We start from the raw sequence: 17,873 nt of genomic DNA, 5'->3' as shown, positions 1-17,873 counted from the left end.
GCGGCGGCGAGACGCGCCGCACTACCGGAGACGGGTGAGATGGAGACAACGCTGCGAGGCGTCGGCGTGAGCCACGGTGTGGCGATCGGCGAGGTTCGGCACATGGGAACGGCGGTGCTTGAGCCGCCTGCCAAGCAGATCCCGGTGGAGGACGCGGAGCGCGAACAGGGGCGCGCCCGCAAGGCCGTCGAGGCTGTGGCGGCCGATCTGATGGCGCGCGGCAATCTGGCGGGGGGCGAAGCCCAGGCCGTGCTCGAGGCGCAGGCCATGATGGCCCAGGACCCCGAGTTGATGGCGGACGTGGATCGGCGTATCGCGGTCGGCAGCACGGCCGAGCGAGCGGTCTACGACGCGTTCGCCTCGTACCGCGCGCTGCTGGCGGGTGCCGGTGAGTACCTCGCCGGTCGCGTGGCCGACCTCGACGACGTGCGAAACCGTATCGTCGCCCGGCTGCTCGGGGTGCCCATGCCGGGCGTCCCGGACAGCGACGAGCCGTACGTCCTTATTGCTCGTGACCTCGCGCCCGCGGACACGGCGCTGCTCGACCCCACCCTCGTCCTCGGCTTCGTCACCGAGGAGGGCGGCCCGACCAGCCACAGCGCGATCCTGGCTCGGGCACTCGGAGTGCCCGCGGTCGTCGCGCTCCCCGGCGCCGGTGAGCTCGCCGAAGGCACGGTGATCGCCGTGGACGGCAGCACTGGCGAGATCTTCGTGGAGCCGAGCGCCGAGAAGCGGGCGCAGCTGGAGGCCGCGGCGGCCGAGCGCAAGGCGGCTCTGTCTGCCTCGACCGGACCTGGTGCCACCTCCGACGGTCACAAGGTGCCGCTGCTGGCCAATGTCGGCGGTCCCGCCGATGTGCCGGCCGCTGTCGAGGCGGGAGCCGAGGGCGTCGGTCTGTTCCGTACCGAGTTCCTCTTCCTGGACGACAGCAAGCAGGCGCCGTCCGAGGAGAAGCAGGTCGATGCGTACCGCAAGGTGCTCGAGGCGTTCCCCGAGGGACGTGTCGTGGTGCGGGTGCTGGACGCGGGCGCGGACAAGCCGCTGGACTTCCTCACTCCTGCCGACGAGCCGAACCCGGCACTGGGTGTGCGGGGTCTGCGCACCCTGCTCGACCACCCCGACGTCCTGCGTACGCAGCTGACGGCGCTCGCGAAGGCTGTGGAGGGGCTGCCGGTCTACCTCGAGGTCATGGCGCCGATGGTCGCCGACCGCGTCGACGCCAAGGCGTTCGCGGACGCGTGCCGCGCCGCCGGGCTGAAGGCGAAGTTCGGCGCGATGGTCGAGATTCCGTCGGCCGCGCTGCGGGCTCGCTCGATCCTGCAGGAGGTCGAGTTCCTGTCGCTGGGGACCAACGACCTCGCGCAGTACACCTTCGCCGCCGACCGGCAGGTGGGCGCGGTGTCCCGTCTGCAGGACCCGTGGCAGCCCGCGCTGCTCGACCTGGTCGCCCTGTCCGCCGAGGCGGCGAAGGCCGAGGGCAAGAGCTGTGGTGTCTGCGGTGAGGCCGCGTCCGATCCGCTGCTCGCGTGTGTGCTGACCGGTCTGGGTGTCACCTCCTTGTCGATGGGTGCCGCGTCGATTCCCTATGTCCGGGCGACACTCGCCAAGTACACGCTGGCGCAGTGCGAGCGCGCTGCCGCGGCCGCGCGTGCCACGGACACGGCCGAGGAGGCGCGCACGGCGGCTCAGGCGGTGCTGTCCGGCGAGTAGCCGGGACGGTTCGTCGGGCGACGGTTGCGAAGGGGCGCTCCACCTGCGGGTGGGGCGCCCCTTCGCGTTCAGTGCGCGTGGCCTGGCGCCTCTTCTCCGCTTCCGAGGTCGGGTGGTACGCAGTAGTCGACGCCGGACTCCGGGGAGACCAGGTCTCCGGACACGACATCGGTGCAGTAGGCGTCGAAGACCTCGCCTGCGGTGAGGGGTTCCAGGCCTTCTCCGCGCAGTCGCCATCCGTAGACGCGGTCGGTCATGCCGGGGGCGGTGGTGCGCATGACCAGGCCTCCGGCGCTGCCGGTGGCGAGGCCCAAGGCGAGGACGGTGGTGAATTCGAGGGCTTCCGCCTCGTCGAGGCGGGTGGTGCCCTCGGCGTCGTCGTCGGCCCGCAGCACCGCGACGAGTGTTTCGGGTGCCGCGAAAACGCTGCACACGAGATGGCGCTCGCCGGGGCTCGCGGTGTCGAGGACGCGGGTGAGCAGGTGCGTGGCGCGGGCGAAGGCCGCCCGTCCGATGTCCTCTCCGCAGGATGCGCAGTTGCCGATGCGGGCCAGGAGCGTGGTCGCGTACTCCCAGGTCGCTTTGCGGACGGCTTCGTCGACGAGGTCGGGAACGAGTTCGTCGAGGGGCTGTCCTTCGTACGGAACGGTGGGCCCGGAGGCGGCGAGTTCCGCGGTGAAGCGTGTACGGCTGGTGACGGCGTCGGGTTCCAGGCCGTTGTGGGTGCAGAACTCCGCGTATTCCTCTGGGTCGAAGAGCGCGACCGTGGTGTGGCTGCCCTGGGCTGCCAGGGTCTTGAGCAGGGATTCCACCTGCTGGAGGTAGGTCGTGTGGTCCTTGAACGTGAAGGTGCGGTAGCGCCGCATCGCCGTGAAGTCGTGCTCGTCGGTCAGCAGACCGATGGTGCCGGCGATTTCACGACGCAGGACGCGTCGCATGGTCTGGTGCTCGGTGTGCGCCATGTTTCCCCCTGTGCACAGTCGATCAATGCTCACTCACAGTAACTGGAGGCACTGACAACGCGGGGCTGGAGAGGTGGTCGCGCACCATACGGTGCTGAAACACGCAGGTCACAGCGATGGTGGTGCCGAAGACCGTCCAGCCGAGCGGGCCGGTCGCGATGGCTGCGGTGACGGCTAGTGGTCCAATGCTTCGCTGGGCGGACTGCGCCAGTCCATGGACGCCGAGGTAGGCGCCCTGGGCCGTCCCGGGCGCGAGGGCGACGGAGAGTTCCCAGGAGACGGTGGCGTGCAGCATCTCCGCCACGGTGAAGGCGATGGCCGAGGTCGTGAGGAACAGCGCGGTGGTGATGACTCCGCCTGTGGCCGAGAGCGTCATGGCGACGCCGCCGAGAGCGAAGGCCCCGGAGAGGGGTAGCAGCAGGGAGCGCGCGGCGGCCGTCGTGGCGCCGAAGCGGGCCAGGGGCACCTGAAGGGCCACGACCATCACGTTGTTGAGGACCATGAGCAGCGGGGCGAGCCCGTGTGGTGCCTGGTCGGAGTGGGCGATCCAGAGTGGCAGGCCGACCTTGAACACGGCGTCGTCGAGGAAGAGGACGGTCTCGGTGGCGACGTACGCGAGGTAGCCGCGGTCGCGCCATGGGTTGGCCGGCTTGGTGGTGGGGACCGGGTCCTTGGACGTGGCGATCGTGCGTGCGGGGGACGGCGGTTCGGCGCAGCGCACGGTGAGGAGGGCCGCGGCGACGAACGACAGGGCGTCTCCTGTCAGGAGCCATTGGTAGGCGGTGGTGGTGCCGACGGTGAGGGCGGCCGCGGCGGTGAGGCCGCCCAGGGCCCATCCGGCGTTGGCGACGGTTCTGGTGACGGCCTGGTAGCGGACGCGGTCGGGTCCCGAGACGCGGGTGGCGTACAGCTTGGTGAGCACATTGGCGGCCCGGTCGCCGAAGCTGCCGGCGGCCGAGAAGGCCAGCAGCAGGGCGTAGTTGTCGGTGGTGAGCAGTGCGAGGGAGGCCAGGGCTCGCAGGATCTGCAGGAAGATCAGGACGCGGGTCAGGGGCAGGCGGTCGGCGATGCGGCCGCCGAGTGGTGCGCCGGCGATACCGATGGCCCCCGAGACCGCGGCGAGGGTACCGACCTGTGCCACGGACAGGCCGGTGACGTAGGTGAAGTACAGGACCGAGACGGCTGCCCACAGGCCGCTGCCGGTCCGGTCGACGAGGGCGATCCAGAGCATTCTCCGGCCGTCGGGGCCTCCTGGAATGCGTGACGACCATGCGGCGGCTGCGCGACTGATCGGGCCCACCGTTCCCCCTTGCTTCCATTTTTGTATTGATACATACTTGGCAATGTGGCAACACAATATGGGATCGGTGGTACGACGGCCAAGGGAATTGCCTCGTCCGTCGAACGAGGCGTGGCCGAAGGCGCGTTGGGGCCGGGTGCGGCGCTGCCTCCGGTGCGCGGGCTTGCCGACCAACTCGGGGTGAGCCCGGGAACGGTCGCGACGGCGTACAAGGAACTGCGGCGGCGCGGGATCGTCGTGACGCGCGGGCGGGGCGGGACCGTGGTCGCCGCGGCTCCCGCGGTGGCGTCACGGAGACCCCCGAAAGTGCCGGACGGGCTACGGGACTTGGCGGGCGGCCATCCTGACCCGCGGCTGCTTCCGCGCCTGGTACCGCCCTCGCGGCTCTCCCCCGGCGCGCGGTCGCACCGCAGCACTCCGCGTCTGGCGCGGTTGGAGGACGCGGTGCGCGACTGGCTGGGACCGGACGGTGTGCCGACGGACCACGTGACCTTCGCACATGGCGCGCTCGATCTGATCGGGCGGCTGCTGTCGGTGGAGTTGCGCCCCGGTGACGCCGTCGCCATGGAAGACCCCGGCTACCACCATCTGCTGGACCTGGTCACGGCTCTGGGGCTGCGTACGGTCCCGGTCGCGGTGGACGACCAGGGGATGCGGCCCGAGGCCCTGCGAGACGCGCTACGGGCCGGCGTACGAGCGGTGGTGTGCAGTCCACGGGGGCAGAATCCGTACGGCGGTCGCTTCTCGGCGGAGCGCCGGGACGCTCTGGTCGCCGCACTCCGGGAAGAGCCCGATGTGCTGGTGGTGGAGAACGACCATGCGTCCGCCGTCGCCGATGCGCCTCTTCACACGTTGGCCGCGGGCGGTCTGACGCGCTGGGTGCACGTACGGACCGTGAGCAAGTTCCTGGGGACGGACCTGCGGTGGGCGGCGGCGGCTTGCGATCCGATCACGCTGGCCCGGCACGACGGCCGGATGCTGCTCACCTCCGGCTGGGTCAGCCACCTCCTCCAGGAGACGGTGTACGGGCTGATGACGGACGACGACACACGCGCGTTGGTCGCGCGCGCCGAAGAAACGTACGCGCTGCGGCGGAACACACTGCTCCACGAGTTCGCGGAGCGTGGCATCGAGGCTCATTCCGTGAGCGGAATGAATGTCTGGGTACCGGTGCGGGACGAGTCGGCCGTCGTCAATGGGCTGCGGTCCCACGGGTGGTGGGTCGCTGCGGGTGCGCGGTTCAGGCTCGCTTCCCCGCCCGGTGTACGGATCTCGGTCGCGGAACTCGAACCCACCGACGCGGTGCGCCTGGCCTCGGACTTCGCTGTCGTGCTCGGTGAGTCCGAGGCCACCTACGGAGGTTGATCAGCCGCGCTTGCGAGCCAGCTCTTCGTAGAAGTGCAGCAGCTCGACGTTGTCCACGGAGCTGACGTTGACCGCCTTCTCCAAAGGGGCTCCCTGGAGAAGGCGCTTGACGGGGACCTCGATGCGTTTGCCCGTGAGGGTGTGCGGGACGCCGGGGACCTCGATGACCTCGTCGGGAACGTGACGCGGGGAGAGCTGTTCGCGGATGGTCTGCTTGATGCGGTTCAGAAGGGCCTCGTCGAGCGCGGCTCCGGGGGCGAGGTGGACGAAGAGGGGCATCCAGTAGCCGCCGTCGGGCTGTTCGATGCCGATGACGAGCGACTCCTTGATCTCGGGGAGGCGTTCGACGGCTTCGTAGATGTCGGCCGACCCCATGCGCACCCCCTGGCGGTTGAGCGTCGAGTCCGAGCGACCGTGGATGACGACGGAACCACGCGAGGTGACGGTGACCCAGTCACCGTGGCGCCAGACGCCGGGATACGTGTCGAAGTAGCTGTCGTGGTAGCGGCTGCCGTCGGGATCGTTCCAGAAACGGATGGGCATGGACGGCATCGGGTTGGTGACCACCAGCTCACCGACCTCGTCGGTCAGGGGCTTGCCGCCGGGGTCCCAGGACTGGAGGTCGGTGCCGAGGCCGGGGGCCTGGAGTTCCCCGATGTACACCGGGAGCGTCGGAACCGCTCCCGCGAAGCAGGAGCACACGTCCGTGCCACCGCTGACGGAGGCGATCCACAGGTCGTCGCGGACCTCGTCGTGCAGCCAGCGGAAGCCGTCCGGCGGCAGGGGCGAGCCGGTCGTCGCGACACACTGCACGCGCGTGAGGTCGAAGTCCCGGGAGGGGTGGACACCCGCCTTGCGGCAAGCCATCACATACGCGGCGGACGTGCCGAAGAGGGTCGCTCCCGTGCGTTCGGCGATCCGCCACTGGGCGGCCGTGTCCGGGTAGCCGGGGCTGCCGTCGTAGAGGACGATCGTGGCGCCCGTGAGCAGGCCGGAGACGAGGAAGTTCCACATCATCCAGCCGGTGGACGTGTACCAGAAGAAGCGGTCCTCGGGACCGAGGTCGCAGTGCAGGCCCAGTTGCTTGAGGTGCTCGACGAGGATGCCTCCCTGGGACTGGACGATGGCCTTGGGGAGGCCGGTCGTACCGGAGGAGTACAGCACCCACAGAGGGTGGTCGAAGGGGACCTGCTCGAAGACGGGCGCCACGTCCGCCGAGGTCAGCTCGGACCAGTCCAGGGCGCCTTCGGGGGCTTCGGTGCCGAGCATCGGGATGTGGACGACGGCACGCAGGGTCGGCAGTTCGCGGCGCAGCTCGGCGACCACGTCCCGGCGGTCGTGCTCCTTGCCGCCATAGCGGTAGCCGTCGACCGTGAAGAGCACGACGGGTTCGACCTGCTGGAAGCGGTCGAGGACACTGCGCGCGCCGAAATCGGGGGCGCAGGACGTCCACACGGCCCCCACGGCGGCCGTGGCGAGCAGGGCGGCCACGGCCTGCGGAATGTTCGGGAGATAGCCGCTGACGCGGTCTCCCGGGCGTACTCCGAGGGCGCGCAGCTCGGCGGCCAGGGAGCCGACCTGGCGGCGCAGCTCGGACCAGCTCACCGGGGTCGCCTCATGGGTCTCGTCGACGTAGAGGAGCGCCGGTTCGTCCGTGCGGGTCTCGGCCGCGCGCAGGGCGTGCTCGGCGTAGTTCAGGGTCGCCCCGGGAAACCACTCGGCGCCGGGCATCGAGCGGTCGCCGAGCACGCGCGCGTAGGGGGTCGAAAACCGTACGTCGAACCACTCGGTGACGGCCTTCCAGAACGCGTCCAGTTCCCGTACCGACCAGCTGTGCAACGCCGGGTAGCCGCCGTCGGACGGGGCTCCGTGGTGCTCGGCCGCCCAGGCCTGGAACTTCGTGACCTGCGCCTGGGCGATGCGCTCTGGGTCGGGCTGCCAGAGCGCTGAGGGGTTCGCGGTGGACATGCGGCTGCTCCCGGACTGTGGGCGTCGGTCGCGCACGAGCTGGGGTGTGCGCGTCACGCGGCTGACACGGACGATGCCATGTGATCGACTTCCGCACCAGGGTGTGCCGTAGATGGTCGTCCGCGTGAAGATGTGCCCCCACCACGGGTGAACGGCAGTTGAACGGCTCACTCATTTGGCGCAGGCAATGGCAGGGTGAGCAGCATGGACGGTCGTGACCTGGTGCGTTCGGTGAAGACGGTCGGTTCGACGGGGGCGGCCCAGGGGTTGCTCACCGTGCGGGCCGGATGGCGAAGGTGGCGTGCCGACGCCGCCGGGCTGCCGCGCCGGGGGGCCGAGCGCGCGCGGGTGCCGGGCCTGGTGCAGGGGGTGGAGCCGGGGCCCGGGGGTGGGGTCGTCCGGTTCACGCGGTCCGAGTTGAAGATCACGGTCGCGGTGAGCGGGGCGGTGTTCTGGGGCTGGGACGGGGCCGGTCCTGAGCCGTCGTACGCGCTCGCGGGCCGCTGCCCGGAGCCGGACCCGCGCGCCGTCCTGGAGCCCGACAAGGACGGCGGCTGGCGGGTGGTCGCCGAACGGGTGACGGTCGTCGTCTCCCGGCACGGTGCCGTCGAGGTGCGGACCCCCGGTGGTGTGATCCTGCGCCGTGATCTGCCACCCCGTTGGTGGGAACCGGTCGACGGGGGCGCGGCGCGCTGGATGCAGCGCTCCGAAGTCGCCGCCGACGCACGGTTCTTCGGCCTGGGCGGGCGTGCGGCCGGTCCCAGGCTGCGCGACGGTGCGTACCGGCTGTGGAACACGGATCCCGGGCACCCCTTCGCACCGGGCGACGATCCGCTGTACATCACGATGCCCGTGCAGATGGTGGTCTCCGATGCGGGCACCCATCTCGTGTTCCACGACACCTCCTGGGACGGCACGGTGAGCCTGCGCGAGGGAGAGGAGGGCGCGGGGTCTGGGCACGACCGGGCCGGGACGTGCGAGCTGCGGATGGACGGCGGCCCGCTGCGCTGTTGGGTGATGGTGGGCACCCCCGCGCGTGTGCTGCACGCCTGGGTCTCGCTCACGGGGGCGCCCGCGCTGCCGCCCGCGTGGGCCCTGGGGCACCATCACGCGCGCTGGGGCTTCGGCAGCGAGCAGGAGGTGCGGCGGATCGTCGCGGGCTATCAGGAGCGCGGCCTGCCGCTCGACGCGGTCCACCTGGACATCGATCACTACGACGCGCACCAGGTGTTCACGGTGGACCGGGAGCGCTTTCCGAAGCTGCCGGCGCTCGCCGAGGAACTGCGCCGCGACGGCATCCGGCTGGTGTCGATCGTCGACCCGGCGGTCAAGGCCGAGCCGGGCAACGCGGTGTACGACAGCGGCGTCGCCGAGGACGCCTTCGTAGAGGATGCCTCGGGCCGACTGGTGCGGGGTGTCGCGTGGCCCGGGGAGTCGGTCTATCCGGACTTCACGCACGCGCGCGTGCGGCAGTGGTGGGGCGGCCTCTACGAGGAGCGGCTGGCGCAGGGGTTCGCGGGCTTCTGGCACGACATGAACGAGCCGACGTCGTTCACGGCGTTCGGGGAGTCGACGCTGCCGAGATCGGCTCGGCACTCCCTGGATGGACGCGACGGTGACCATCGCGAGGCGCACAACGTGTACGCACTGGGCATGGCTCGGGCCGCGTACGAGGGCCTGCGCGAGCTGGATCCCCAGGAGCGGCCGTTCCTCTTCTCGCGCTCCGGGTGGGCCGGAATGCAACGCTACGGAGGGACCTGGTCCGGAGACGTGGCCACCGGCTGGCCCGGGCTGCGTGCCTCGCTGTCGCTGGTGATGGGGCTCGGGCTGTGCGGGGTGCCGTACTCGGGTCCCGACGTGGGGGGTTTCGACGGCAGCCCTTCGCCCGAGCTGTACCTGCGGTGGTTCCAGCTCGGCGCGTATCTGCCGCTGTTCCGCACGCACGCGAGTCTGCGGGCTGGGCGCCGGGAGCCCTGGGAGTTCGGTGACGACGTGCTGGAGCACGCGCGCGCGGCTCTCGTCGAGCGGCGGCGGCTGCTCCCGTACTTCATGACGCTGGCACAGCTGGCCCGCCGCACCGGCGCACCCTATGTGCGGCCCCTGTGGTGGGCGGCGCCCGAGGACCGGTCGCTCAGGGACTGCGAGGACGCCTTCATGCTCGGTGACTGCCTCCTGGTGGCACCGGTGTTGGACCACGGGGCCGACCGTCGTGCGGTGCAGCTGCCTCGGGGGCGTTGGTACGACACGGTCACGGAGGAGGTGTACGAGGGGCCGGCCCAGGTCTTGCTCGACGCCCCTTTGTCACGGATTCCGGTGCTGGCGCGCGCGGGTGCCGTCGTTCCCGTTCGGGGCGACGACGGCGGCCTGGAGCTGGAGGCGTGGGCTCCGGCGCGCGGGCGGGTCGGGGGCGGGCTCGCTGTGCCGGACCTCGGCGACGGCTGGGACGAGCCCGAACTCGAACGCTATGTGACGCGCTGGGAGGGGCAGCGCGTGGTGGTCCGGCGGGACGGGGAGGGCGGACCGAGCGAGCCGGAGCGTCTGGTCCGGGTGCGGGGCCTCGGGGCGCGGTAACGGCCTGTGAGCACCCCGTGCGGTCCCCTCAGTACCGTCCCTCGAACCATGCCCGCGCGGCCAGGGTGTGCAGCGGGAAGGCGAGCTCGGCGGGCCGGCGCAACAGATGCCAGCCCTCCGTCTCGTCCGTGGCGGCGGACGGCGGCAGTTCGGCGGCCGGGCGCTCCGGGAGGAGCCCGAAGAGGAGCAGGTGACCGGCGGGAGAGCTCATCGCGTCGGCGAGCCGGACCTCGCGGCTCGCCACGTCGATTCCCGTCTCCTCCTTGAGTTCCCTGGCGACGGCGTGCCGCCAGTCTTCTCGGTGGTCGATGAACCCTCCGGGCAGCGCGATGCCCCCGCGCGCGGGGGCGATGGTCCGGGTGATGACGACCAGGGCGGTGCCCCTGTCGTCGTAGACGGGCTGCAGGGCCACCGCGACCGGCAGCGGATTGCGGTAGGCCACGCTGCCGCAGACGGCGCAGGTGCGGGGCCATCCGGAGTTGCCCTCTCCGTAGGGTGCTCCGCAGCTCGAACAGTGCGAGTCCGGCGCGAAGTCGGCGGGTGGGTGCGGGGTTGCGGACACGCCGCGGACTGTAGCCGATCACTCCGGGCTCGTCTTCGGGTGGCTCATGAGGTGCGGGTCCGGGCGCCTCTCCATGTGCGTCTTGCGATGCGGGTCCGCCCCGCCGTCACGGGGCGGACCGACCCGGCTCAGGGGGACGAAGTCAGTGACTTCTTGGACACGGGGAAGTCGAAGTACGTGTCGGGGTGGGGCTCGGGCTTGTACGTGTAGTGCCACCACTCCTCGGCGAGGTTGACGAATCCGAGGTCTTCGAGCGTGCTCTTCAGGAGCAACCGGTTGGCTCGCTGCACGCCCTGGACGCGTGGGTCCAGCGTGTGGGCGAGGGTGTCGAAGCAGTCGAAGCCGGTGCCCATGTCCACGGAGTTGTCAGGGAAGCGCTCGGCCTTGGGCCCGTAGCAGGGCACGAGGGGTTCTCCGGGGACGTACGGTCGGGTCGGCTTCGCCGGGAGCCGCACGATCGTGAGGTCCATCGTCGAGCCGCGGCTGTGCCCGGATTTCTCCGCGATGTAACCGTCCTCGAACAGCCGGGTCTTGTCGACCTGCGGATAGAACTCGGGCTTCATCGCCTGGTCGTCGAGGTCCTCGGCCCAGCGCACGAAGTGGTCGACGGCGCGCTGCGGCCGGTAACAGTCGTACACCTTGAGGGTGTAGCCCTGGTGCAGCAGTGTCACCTGAGCCTTGTGGAGGGCCTCGGCGGCGGGCCGGGTGAGGATGCAGATCGGCTGCTGGTAGCCGTCGATGCGCTCGCCCACGAAGTTGTGCGGCGTGAAGTAGCGCATCTCCTGGATGATCGTCGGGTCCACGGATCTCAGGGCCACGAAGTCCTCGGGAGCCTTCGGCTCGGGTGTCGCCCGGGCGGTGGCGGAGGCGGCGGTCACGGCCAGTAAGGCGGCGAGCGTGGTCACCAGACCGCGCACGGCGGTGGAGAGTCGTGTCATGTCCCTTGCATCTATCAGGCGCGGGGTCCGTCGGGGAAGGGATCGCATACGGTCGGACACCATCGAGTGAGAAACTCCGGGACTGCTCAAGGGCGCCCAGAGCCGGCCTGGGGGGTACGGCCGGAACCACCCCCGTGGGCCCCGGCCGTACCTCCCGATACTCCGACGCCCACTAGGCCTGCATGGTTCTCCCCGTCGCGCTGCCCATTTCCCGGTGCCCGTGGCACACTTCTGACGTTCCGTCAGATCCACTGCCGTGGAGGGGTCTTGTCGCGTACACGCACACCTGTGGTCACCGGATGGTTCGCCGGGGACGGGGACGACTTCCATCTCCTCGGCACGCGCTGCTCCGCGTGCACCTCGGTCTTCTTCCCCCGCGAGGACGCCTTCTGCCGAAATCCGGGGTGCCGGGGCGGCGAGCTGACCGAGATGCCGCTGTCCCGACGCGGTTGCGTCTGGTCGTACACCGACAGCCGGTACCGGCCTCCGTCACCGTATGTGACCGATACGGAACTCTCGTGGGAACCCTATGCGTTGATCGCTGTGGAGCTGGAATCCGAGCGGATCGTCGTACTCGGACAGACGGTTCCCGGAATCACCGTCTCCGACCTGGCGGTGGGCATGGAGGTGGAGGTCGTCCCCGGCGTCCTGAACGAGGACGAGGAGACGACCTGGACGACGTGGCACTGGCGGCCGACGGGGGTGACGGCATGAAGGGCATGTGGCGGACGGGGGTGAGGGCATGAGCGATGAGGTGGCGGTGCTCGGCGCGGGCATGCACCCGTGGGGCAAGTGGGGGCGCGGTTTCGTCGAATACGGGGTCGCGGCGGCGCGCGCGGCGCTGGCCGACGCGGGGATCGACTGGCGGGACGTCGGCTCGATCGTGGGCGCGGACACCGTCCGCGCCGGCTATCCGGGGTACGTGGCGGGAGCGACGTTCGCGAAGGCGCTCGGCTGGCAGGGAGCGCGGGTCACGAGTGTGTACGCCGCGTGCGCGTCGGGGGCGCAAGCTGTCAACACGGCGCGGGCACAGATCCTTTCGGGCCTCGCGGACGTGGTCCTCGTGGTCGGTGCCGACGCGGCGCCCAAGGGATTCTTCCGCCCGGCGGGCGGAGACAGGCCGGACGATCCCGACTGGCTGCGGTTCCGGGTCCTCGGAGCGACGAATCCGACGTACTTCGGGCTGTACGCGAGGCGGCGGATGGCCGTGCACGGGGACACCTTGGAGGACTTCGCGCAGGTCAAGGTGAAGAACGCCGCCCTGGGGGCGTTGAATCCGAACGCGCGGTACCGCAAGAGGGTCACCGCCGAGGATGTGGCGGGTTCCGCCGTCGTCGCCGACCCGTTGCGGCTGCTCGACATCTGCGCGACCTCCGACGGGGGCGCCGCCCTCGTGCTGTCGAGCATGGACTTCGCGCGACGGCACGGGACGGCGGACCCCGTACGGATCCGAGCGGTGTCGACGGTGACACCGCGCTACCCCAACACCGTGCTCGATCTCCCGGACATCGCCACGGACTCCGCTGTCGCGGTGGAGCCCGCGGTCGGCACCTTCCGGGCCTCGATCGCTCGGGCGGCGTACGAGGAAGCGGGCATCGGTCCCGAGGACCTCTCGCTCGCCGAGGTGTACGACCTGTCCACAGCCCTGGAACTGCAGTGGTACGAGGATCTGGGGCTGTGCGGGGAGGGCGAGGCCGCCAAGCTACTGCGGGAGGGTGCCACGACGCTGGGCGGGCGCATACCGGTGAACGTCAGCGGCGGACTGGCCTCCTTCGGAGAGGCCGTTCCGGCGCAGGCCATAGCCCAGGTGTGCGAGCTGACATGGCAGCTGCGCGGAGACGCGGGTGACCGGCAGGTCGCGAGCGCGCGCGTGGGAATCACGGCGAACCAGGGGCTGTTCGGACACGGCTCGTCGGTCATCGCCGTCCGCTGAGTCGGCGGCCGGCCGAGCGCACCGCGTCGAGGACCGTCGTGCGCTGCGACGACCGCCGTCAACGGACGCTCGTCCCCGCCGCGTCCGCACTCGGTGTGACGACCTCGGAATGCTGCGTGAACAGCTCGTGAATCGCGCCCGGGCGTACGCGGGCGCGGCCAGTATGCTCCCGTGCCCTCCTGGACGGATACTGTCCGCTTCGCCTTCCAGCCGGTCGTCAATCTGACGACCGGAGGGGTTGCGGCGCTGGAGATACTCGCCCGTCCCGAGTCCGGTGACATCCTGGCGCAGGCCCGCCGCGACCCCGAACTCGACGGCCGACTGGCGGCGTTGGCGATCCGCGCGGCGGCCCACAGGGAGACGATGCTGCCGCTGCACGTGAATGTCTTCGCCGGGACACTGGCCGATCTCGGAAGGCTCGCGGCGCTGCGCGACGCCGTGCGGGAGGCCGGTCGGCTGCCGTGGGAAGTGACGATCGACGTCGGTCCGCCGTACACGCATGTGCCGCACCACGCCCTGCTCGAGGCGGTGTCCACCGTGCGGAGCGAGGGCTTCCGGATCTGCGCCGACGGGGTGGGCGACGGTGACGTACCCCTGCGGCTGCTCACGGACCTCGCGCCCGAGCTGATGAAGCTCGACGCGTCCCTGCTGGCGCGGCCGGCGGCGGTCCGGGCGATGCGGACACTGTGCGAGCAGTTGGGCGCACTGCTGTCCGTGGAGGGCGTCGAGACGGAGCTGCAGTGCGCGGCCGCGGTGTCGGCGGGGGCGCAGCTGGCGCAGCGCGAGCTGTTCGCACCGCCGGCTCGGCTGCCCGTCGCGGACGTATACGTTCCGGCTCTCTCCCCCGGCCTCGCGGTGGCGCCCCGGTCGGGGCCGTCGGTACGGCAGTTCGTGCGGCCCGCCGCACTACTGCCCGCGACGGCGTCCGCCGGGCAGGTGCGGGCGCTGCTCACCGGATCGTCCGACGTGTCCGGTGTACTGCTCGTGGACCCCTCCGGGATCCCGGTCCGCTCGGTGCACCGGTCACGGTTCCTGCTGTCGATGTCGGGGCGGTACGGGCATGCCCTGTACGCCGACCGGCCGGCCGCCAAGCTCGGCGATCCGCCGCGTACGGTCGGCGTCGACGCGACCGCGTGGGAGGTCCTCGACGTGGTCGCGGACGGCGAGCGGGACCGTACGTCGGACGATGTCGCGGTCGTCGATCACTACGGGCGGTGCGTGGGAGTCGTACGCCTTGCCGATCTCGTACGAGCACTCTCCGAGAGCCGGGTCGAAGAGGCGGCCGGGCTCAACCCGTTGACCAGGCTGCCCGGTTCGGACGCGATCACCGGCGAGGTGGACCGGCGGATCGCCGACGGCTTGATCTTCGCGCTCAGTTGGCTCGATGTCGACCACTTCAAGCAGGTCAACGACGGAGCGGGCTTCGCGGCGGGCGACGAACTGATCCGGGCGGTCGGGCGGGCGCTGCAGCACGCCGCTTCCGGGGCGACCCGCGTGGGGCACATCGGCGGCGACGACTTCCTGGTCCTCGCGGACCCGGAGACTCTCGGTCCGCTGGCCGGTTCGGTGCTTGACGCACCCTGGTCGGCGGGCGGATGTCCTGTCACATTGTCGCTGGCCACGATCCTGTGCGCGCCGGGCAGCGTGAGCGACCACCGACAGGCGGCGGCCTGTCTGGCACCGCTCAAGCGGGCCGCGAAGGCGCTGAGCGGGGCGAGTTGGGTGCTGGGACAGGCGGGACTGCCGGGTCATGAGGTCCTGCGTGGTTCGGGGGCGGAGCGGGCGCAGGCCGGTTGAGCGACGGGCCGGGAGCCCTGGGCGACGACCATGCGGCCCGGGGCCCTTGTGACGGGTGAGGGTCGGGAGACGGTCTGCCCGAGGCAGGTACATCGGGCAGGCCCGTACCGTGCCCCGATCGTGGCTCGTTCGCGGCCCTCAACCGTTGCCGTCGCCGACCTTGACGCCCCCTGGGCACCGGTGAACACTTCCGGATGTCAGTCGGCATCGCCGCATTCGGGCGTCTTCAAGCACCGCGCCGCTCGGGTTTTCGACCTGTTCCGCAGGCCGTCCCCCACGGGCGATTCCGCTGCGACGGCACGCTCGTCACGGACGCCGGGCGGGGCGCGGGACCTCCCTGCCCTCGGCTGAAGTAGCCATGGGAAACGCACCCCACACGGTGGCCCGGAGCGGACCGCTCCGGGCGAGGCCTAGGAGCCGCCATGAGCAACGGCGACATTCTTGTCGGCGAGTTGATCGGCACTGCGATTCTGATTCTGTTCGGCGCGGGCGTCTGTGCCGCGGTCACCCTCAACAAGTCCAAGGCGCAGGGTGCCGGCTGGGTCGTCATCGCGTTCGGCTGGGGTTTCGGCGTGCTCGCCGGTGCCTACACCGCGGCACCGCTGTCCGGCGGTCAGATCAACCCGGCCGTGACCATCGGTTTCGCCATCGAGGGCTCGACGAAGTGGGAGGACGTGCCCTTCTACATTCTGGGCCAGTTCGCGGGCGCCGTCGTCGGCGCCGTGCTCTGCTGGCTGCTCTACCTCGGCCAGTTCAACCTCAACGCCGACGAGGACAAGGCGATCGAGACGCTGGGCATCTTCTCGACCAGGCCAGAAATCGACCATCCCGTGCAGAACCTCATCACCGAGACCATCGCCACCATCGGCCTGATGCTGCCCATTCTGGCCATGGTCGGCGGCCACAAACACGTGGCGGGAATCGGTGACGCGGGACTGCCCGTCCAGCTCATCGCGTTCCTCGTGGTCGGTATCGGACTCTCTCTGGGCGGCCCCACCGGGTACGCCATCAATCCGGCCCGTGACCTGGGACCGCGCCTCACCCACGCATTGCTCCCGATTCCCAACAAGGGCACCTCGGAGTGGAGTTACTCCTGGATCCCGGTGGTCGGCCCGATCGCTGGTGCCGCCATCGGGGCCGCGATCTACAACGCAGCCTTCTGACGAGAACGCAGCCTTTCTCACGCACGCTTCTGACGAAGAAGACGTAAGGGGACGTCATGACGGAGAACGCCGAGAAGTACGTCGCCGCAATCGACCAGGGCACCACCTCCAGCCGCTGCATCATCTTCGACCGGGGCGGCGCGATCGTCGCCGTCGACCAGCGCGAGCACCGCCAGATCTTCCCCAAGCCGGGCTGGGTGGAGCACGACGCCACCGAGATCTGGTCCAAGGTGCAGGCGGTGGTCGCGGGAGCGATCGCCAAGGCCGGGCTGCGCGCCGACCAGCTGAGCGCGCTCGGCATCACCAATCAGCGTGAGACGACGGTCCTGTGGGACCGGGCCACCGGCAAGCCCGTGCACAACGCGATCGTCTGGCAGGACACCCGGACCTCGGCGCTCTGCAACGAGCTGGGCGGCACGGACGGCCAGGACCGCTTCCGCGAACAGACCGGACTGCCGCTGGCCAGCTACTTCTCCGGCCCCAAGGCGGCCTGGCTGCTCGACAACGTGCCGGGGCTGCGCGCGCGTGCCGAGCGCGGCGAGATCGCCTTCGGCACCATCGACTCCTGGCTGATCTGGAACCTGACCGGCGGCACGGACGGCGGGCGGCACGTCACCGACGTCACCAACGCCGGACGCACCATGCTGATGAACCTGGAGACCCTTCAGTGGGACCCGTCCATCCTCGCGGCGATGAACGTCCCCGAGGCCGTACTGCCCGAGATCAGGTCGTCGGCCGAGGTGTACGGCACCGCCGTGGGCCAGCTGGCGGGCGTCCCCGTCGCCTCGGCGCTCGGCGACCAGCAGGCGGCGGTCTTCGGGCAGGCCTGCTATGACGTGGGCACGGCCAAGAACACCTACGGCACCGGCAGTTTCCTGCTGCTCAACACCGGCAACCGGCCGGTCCCGTCGAAGAACGGGCTGCTGACGACCATGGGCTACAAGATCGGCGGCGAGGCGCCCGTCTACTGCCTCGAGGGATCGATCGCGATCACCGGCGCCCTGGTGCAGTGGTTCCGCGACCAGCTCGGCATCATCCGCAGCGCCGACGAGATCGAGACGCTGGCCGCGAGCGTCGACGACAACGGCGGCGCGTACATCGTGCCCGCGTTCTCCGGCCTGTTCGCACCCTACTGGCGCTCCGACGCGCGCGGGGTCGTCACCGGTCTCACCCGGTACGTCACCAAGGCACACCTCGCCCGCGCGGTCCTGGAGGCGACGAGCTGGCAGACCCGTGAGGTCGTGGACGCCATGTTCCAGGACTCCGGCGTGCAGATCACCACCCTGAAGGTGGACGGCGGCATGACCAAGAACAACCTGCTGATGCAGCACCAGGCGGACGTCCTGGGGGTGCCGGTGATCCGTCCCCGGGTGTCCGAGACGACATGTCTGGGGGCGGCCTACGCGGCCGGGCTCGCGACCGGTGTGTGGAACGACCTCGACGAGCTGAAGTCGCACTGGCGCAAGGACGTCGAGTGGACACCGTCCATGGAGGCCTCCGTGCGCGACCGTGAGTACCACAACTGGCGCAAGGCGGTGGAGAAGAGCTTCGGCTGGCACGAGGGCGACGTCAGCTGAAACAGGGGTCCACGCGTGCGTGTGTCT

At 70.6% G+C, this 17,873-nt stretch carries 13 protein-coding genes; 8 read left to right on the top strand and 5 right to left on the bottom strand.

Annotated features, from left to right (window positions below):
- Window positions 1-39: 39 nt before the first annotated feature.
- Complete coding sequence (ptsP, locus tag OG819_RS28295; RefSeq protein ID WP_266416662.1) at window positions 40-1,710, top strand: phosphoenolpyruvate--protein phosphotransferase; 1,671 nt, start codon at window positions 40-42, stop codon at window positions 1,708-1,710.
- 68 nt (window positions 1,711-1,778) lie between these two features.
- On the opposite strand, the gene OG819_RS28290 is transcribed toward ptsP, so the two are convergent.
- The gene (locus OG819_RS28290) at window positions 1,779-2,672 is read right to left on the bottom strand and encodes a hypothetical protein (protein ID WP_266622963.1); all 894 of its coding nucleotides are present in this window, start codon (window positions 2,670-2,672) and stop codon (window positions 1,779-1,781) included.
- A 22-nt stretch (window positions 2,673-2,694) separates the two neighbouring features.
- Window positions 2,695-3,903, bottom strand: a complete 1,209-nt coding sequence (locus OG819_RS28285; protein WP_266651483.1) for an MFS transporter — start codon at window positions 3,901-3,903, stop codon at window positions 2,695-2,697.
- A gap of 114 nt (window positions 3,904-4,017) precedes the next feature.
- Here OG819_RS28285 and OG819_RS28280 point away from each other — a divergent pair, with 114 nt between their 5' ends.
- Window positions 4,018-5,337, top strand: a complete 1,320-nt coding sequence (locus tag OG819_RS28280) for an aminotransferase class I/II-fold pyridoxal phosphate-dependent enzyme (protein WP_266651482.1) — start codon at window positions 4,018-4,020, stop codon at window positions 5,335-5,337.
- On the opposite strand, the gene OG819_RS28275 is transcribed toward OG819_RS28280, so the two are convergent.
- Entirely contained in the window at window positions 5,338-7,305 is a 1,968-nt protein-coding gene (locus OG819_RS28275) for an acetoacetate--CoA ligase (protein ID WP_266651481.1), read from the bottom strand.
- Window positions 7,306-7,509: 204 nt separating this feature from the next.
- On the opposite strand from OG819_RS28275, the gene OG819_RS28270 reads away from it, so the two are divergent.
- Window positions 7,510-9,876: a TIM-barrel domain-containing protein gene (locus tag OG819_RS28270; protein WP_266651480.1), complete on the top strand. Its 2,367-nt coding sequence runs from the start codon at window positions 7,510-7,512 to the stop codon at window positions 9,874-9,876.
- A gap of 28 nt (window positions 9,877-9,904) precedes the next feature.
- On the opposite strand, the gene OG819_RS28265 is transcribed toward OG819_RS28270, so the two are convergent.
- Together OG819_RS28265 and OG819_RS28260 are read right to left on the bottom strand one after the other, a co-directional pair.
- Window positions 9,905-10,438 (bottom strand): NUDIX domain-containing protein, encoded by a 534-nt coding sequence (locus OG819_RS28265; RefSeq protein WP_266416646.1) that lies wholly within the window; start codon window positions 10,436-10,438, stop codon window positions 9,905-9,907.
- A gap of 128 nt (window positions 10,439-10,566) precedes the next feature.
- Complete coding sequence (locus tag OG819_RS28260; RefSeq protein WP_266651479.1) at window positions 10,567-11,376, bottom strand: M15 family metallopeptidase; 810 nt, start codon at window positions 11,374-11,376, stop codon at window positions 10,567-10,569.
- 288 nt (window positions 11,377-11,664) lie between these two features.
- Here OG819_RS28260 and OG819_RS28255 point away from each other — a divergent pair, with 288 nt between their 5' ends.
- From OG819_RS28255 to glpK, 5 genes are all read left to right on the top strand, one after another.
- Complete coding sequence (locus OG819_RS28255) at window positions 11,665-12,090, top strand: zinc ribbon domain-containing protein (protein WP_266652867.1); 426 nt, start codon at window positions 11,665-11,667, stop codon at window positions 12,088-12,090.
- 28 nt (window positions 12,091-12,118) lie between these two features.
- Window positions 12,119-13,309, top strand: coding sequence for a lipid-transfer protein (locus OG819_RS28250; protein ID WP_266651478.1), 1,191 nt, complete (start codon window positions 12,119-12,121; stop codon window positions 13,307-13,309).
- A gap of 171 nt (window positions 13,310-13,480) precedes the next feature.
- The gene (locus OG819_RS28245; protein ID WP_266651477.1) at window positions 13,481-15,106 is read left to right on the top strand and encodes a GGDEF domain-containing protein; all 1,626 of its coding nucleotides are present in this window, start codon (window positions 13,481-13,483) and stop codon (window positions 15,104-15,106) included.
- A 422-nt stretch (window positions 15,107-15,528) separates the two neighbouring features.
- On the top strand, window positions 15,529-16,269 hold the full coding sequence (locus OG819_RS28240; protein ID WP_266651476.1) for an MIP/aquaporin family protein: 741 nt from the start codon (window positions 15,529-15,531) through the stop codon (window positions 16,267-16,269).
- Between the two features lie 56 nt (window positions 16,270-16,325).
- Window positions 16,326-17,846, top strand: a complete 1,521-nt coding sequence (glpK, locus tag OG819_RS28235) for a glycerol kinase GlpK (protein WP_266651475.1) — start codon at window positions 16,326-16,328, stop codon at window positions 17,844-17,846.
- Window positions 17,847-17,873: the final 27 nt, after the last annotated feature.

This window comes from Streptomyces sp. NBC_01549 (assembly GCF_026339955.1).
In the GTDB taxonomy this organism is placed as follows: Bacteria; Actinomycetota; Actinomycetes; order Streptomycetales; family Streptomycetaceae; genus Streptomyces.
This window is presented reverse-complemented; position numbering and strand designations above follow the sequence as displayed.